Origin of the sequence: Brevundimonas sp. EAKA, from assembly GCF_000698025.1 — a bacterium.
Lineage (GTDB): Bacteria > Pseudomonadota > Alphaproteobacteria > Caulobacterales > Caulobacteraceae > Brevundimonas > Brevundimonas mediterranea_A.
The window spans coordinates 1-3903 of sequence record NZ_JMQR01000193.1; the positions used below are offsets into that span (position 1 = coordinate 1).

Genomic DNA, 3903 nt, shown 5'->3' on the forward strand with positions numbered 1-3903 from the left:
ACCTCCTCGGGCGACCCCGCGACCGGCCCCGCGCTCCAGGCCCGGACCGAAGGCGGGCCGGAAGCCTGCGTGGCGGGCGCGCCCGGCTTCTTCGCCAATGGCAAGCCCGCCGCCGACCACCCGCTGGAGGCCCAGTCGGCCGCCGTGGATCCCCTGCTGCCCCGGTAACCGCCAGGACCGATGCAGTTCCAGCGCCTCCGGCTCGTCGGCTTCAAGTCGTTCGTCGATCCGGCGGAAGTGCACATCGAATCCGGCCTGACCGGCGTCGTCGGCCCCAACGGCTGCGGCAAGTCCAACGTCCTTGAAAGCCTGCGCTGGGTCATGGGCGCCAACTCGGCCAAGGCCATGCGCGGTCAGGGCATGGACGACGTCATCTTCGCCGGCGCCGCCGGCCGCCCGCCGCGCAGTCACGCCGAAGTCAGCCTGACCATCGACAACGCCCAGCGCCGCGCCCCCCAGCCCTTCACCGACAGCCCGGTGCTGGAGGTGTCGCGCCGCATCGACCGGGGCCAGGGCTCGACCTACCGGATCAACGGCAAGGAGGTCCGCGCCCGCGACGTCCAGCTGCTGTTCGCCGACGCCTCGACCGGCGCCAATTCCCCCGCCCTGGTCCGCCAGGGCCAGATCTCGGAACTGATCGCCGCCAAACCCCAGAACCGCCGCCGCATCCTGGAAGAGGCGGGCGGCGTCGCCGGCCTGCACACCCGCCGCCACGAGGCCGAACTGCGGCTCAAGGCGGCCGAGACCAACCTCGAACGCCTTGACGACATCGGCCGCGAGCTGGAGACGGCGCTGAACCGGCTGAGGCGCGAAGCCCGCCAGGCCGAGAAGTACAAGAAGATCTCCGCCGAAATCCGCGCCCTTCAGTCGGCGCTCCTCTACGTCCGCTGGAACGACGCCAGACTGGCGGCCGAGACCGCCGCCGAGGAACTGCGCGCCGCCGACCGCGCGGTGGCGGAAACGACGACCGCCGCCGCCGCCGCCCAGACCGCCGCCCTCGCCGCCCAAGAGGCGCTGAAGCCGGCGCGGGAGGAGGACGCCGTCGCCTCCGCCCTGCTGCACCGAGCCAGCCTGGAGCGCGACCGGCTCGACATGGCCGAACAGGCCGCCCGCGCCGAGGTGGACCGTCTCAAGGCCGAGGCCGCCCGCATCGCCGCCGACGCCGAGCGCGAGACCAATATGGCCGCCGACGCCCGGCGCGAACTGGACCGGCTGGACCAGGAACTGACCCGGCTCCAGGCCGAGATCGCCGCCGCCCCCGAACGCGGCCCCGAACTCGACAAGGCCCTGGCCGCCGCCGAAGAGGCCCGCAAGGCCGCCGACGCCGAGGTCGAACGCCTGGCCGCCGCCCTCGCCGCCGTCGAGGCCCGCGCCAATGCCGAGGCCGCCCGCCGCCGAGACGCCGAGACCCGCCTCACCCGCGTCGCCGCCCAGCGGGATCAGGCGCAGCGCGAACGCGACGCCCTGGGCCCGCTGGAAACGCCCGAGCTGGAGTCCGCCCGTCAGGCGCTGGAGACGGCCCAGACCGAACTGTCCGCCGCCCGCGAAGCCGTCGAGGCCGCTGAGGCCAAACGCGGCGACCTCGCCCGCGCCGAGCAAGAGGCCCGCACCGCCGCCCGGGCCGCCGAGGACCGGTTGGGCCGGCTCCAGACCGAGGCGCGCGGCCTGGCCCAGCTGCTGGTCGGCGGCAAGCGCGACCATCCCCCCGCCCTCGACAAGGTCCGCGCCGACCGGGGCTACGAGGCCGCCCTGGCCGCCGCCCTGGGCGAAGACCTCGACGCGGCCCTGGACGCCCGCGCCGCCGCCTACTGGGGCGGGGCCGATCCCCACCCGCCGGTCTGGCCCGCGGGGGTGGAGCCCCTGTCCGACCACGTCCAGGCGCCCGAGCAGTTGGCCGCCCGCCTGGTTCTGTGCGGCGTCGCCCCTCGCGCCCAGGCGGCCTATCTCGCTCGCACCCTGCCCGTCGGCGCCCGTCTGGCCACGCCCGAGGGCGACCTCTATCGCTGGGACGGTTTCGTCAGCCGCGCCGAGGCGCCCCGCCCCGCCGCAGTCCGTCTGGCCCAGCGCACCCGCCTGGCCGAGCTGGAAACCGAGATCGACAAGGGCAAGCCGGCGCTCGAACAGGCCCAGGCCCAGCAGAAGGGGGCGGCCGAGGCCTTCCGCGCCGCCGAGGAGGCGGTGAAGACCGCCCGCCTCAAACCCTTCGCCCTCGACAAGGCCGTGACCGCCGCCCGCGACCGCGTCGAAAGCCTGACCCGCGACCAGACCCGCCGCGAGGCCCGCGCCCAGGCTCTGGATGAGGCCCTGGCGCGTCTGGCGGCCGAGGTGGCCGAGGCCGAAGCCGCTCTGGCCGCCGCACAGACGGTCGAGGCCCCGTCCGAGACCCTGTCCGGCCTGCGGGACGATCTGACCGCCGCCCGCGCCGCCGCCGACGCCGCCCGCATCGCCGCCCAGACCGCCCGGTCGGACCGGGACGCCGAGGCCCGCGACCGCCAGGGCCGCGAACAACGCCTCGGCGGCCTGACCCGCGCCCGCGACGGCTGGATCGCCCGGTCCAAGGACAGCGGCGCCCGGGTCGCCGCCCTGACCACGGACGCCGAGCGAACCTCCGCACAGCTGAAACAGGCCGAGGTCGCGCCCCAGGGTTTCGCGGAACAGCGCACCAGGCTGCTCGACACCCTGACCGCCGCCGAACAGCGCAAACAGGCCTCGTCCGACGCCATGGCCACGGCCGAGACTGCTGCAAGCGAGGCTGATCGCGCCGCCCGCGCCGCCGACGCCGCCGCCTCCCAGGCCCGCGAAGCCCGCGCCGGTCTCGCCGCCCGCGCCGAGGCCGCGGCCGAGAAGCTGACCGAGGCCGAGACCACCGTCCGCGAAACCGCCCAGATGTCGCCGGAAGACCTGGCCCGCAAGCTGACCGACGAGGCCGTAGCCCGCCCGCCCGACGCCGCCGGGGCCGAGAGCCTGCTGTACGGGCTGGAGCGCGAACGCGAGGCCCTGGGCGCCGTCAACCTGCGGGCCGAGGACGAGGCGACCGAATACGGCGACCGACTGAACAGCATGAAGTCGGAACGGATCGACCTGACCCAGGCCATCGCCAAGCTGCGCGACGGCATCGACGAACTGAACGCCGAGGGCCGCGAACGGCTGGTCGCCGCCTTCGACGTCATCAACGCCAATTTCAAGGCCCTGTTCGAGGCCCTGTTCGACGGCGGCCAGGCCGAGCTGAAACTGGTCGAGAGCGACGATCCGCTGGAGGCGGGCCTGGAGATCTACGCCTGCCCGCCCGGCAAGCGGCTGTCGGTCATGAGCCTGATGTCGGGCGGCGAACAGGCCCTGACGGCGGCCGCCCTGATCTTCGGCGTCTTCCTGGCCAACCCCGCCCCCGTCTGCGTGCTGGACGAGGTGGACGCCCCGCTGGACGACGCCAACGTCGACCGGTTCTGCAAGATGTTGCACGAGATGCGCTCGCGCACGGACACCCGCTTCATCGTCATCACCCACAACCCCGTCACCATGAGCCGCATGGACCGCCTGTACGGCGTCACCATGCCCGAGCGCGGCATGAGCCAGCTGGTCAGCGTGGACCTGCACCAGGCGGAGAAACTGGTCGCATGATCCCCCTGCTGCTGGCCTTCCTGCTGACTGGAGCAGATCCTGAACTGGTCCCGACCGGCGTCGGCCGTTTCGCCGTCTATGCCGATGTCGCCTCCATCGAACGCACGGGCGACGTGGCCCATATGCGCGAGCTTCAGGTCACGGAGGCCGGGTTCAAGGTCGGGGACGTGACCTATGTCGGCGGCTGGTCGCGCTGGGCCTTCGATTGCCGCGCCGGCACGGCGGACCGGCTCCGCTTCGCGGCCTTTAAAGCCGACAGAACCGAAGGGCCGGCGAAACCCCCAC

General features: G+C 73.8%; 2 protein-coding genes. Both read left to right on the forward strand.

All coding sequences use genetic code 11. The annotated features are described in order from the left end of the window. Positions 1-180 precede the first annotated feature (180 nt). A complete protein-coding gene (locus tag ER13_RS16480) occupies positions 181-3618 on the forward strand; it encodes an AAA family ATPase (RefSeq protein WP_008263665.1) in 3438 nt (1145 codons plus the stop codon). Then, positions 3615-3903, forward strand: a 289-nt coding sequence (locus ER13_RS16485; RefSeq protein ID WP_035311048.1) for a surface-adhesin E family protein, incomplete at its 3' end; no start/stop codon positions are given. The genes ER13_RS16480 and ER13_RS16485, both read left to right, overlap by 4 nt.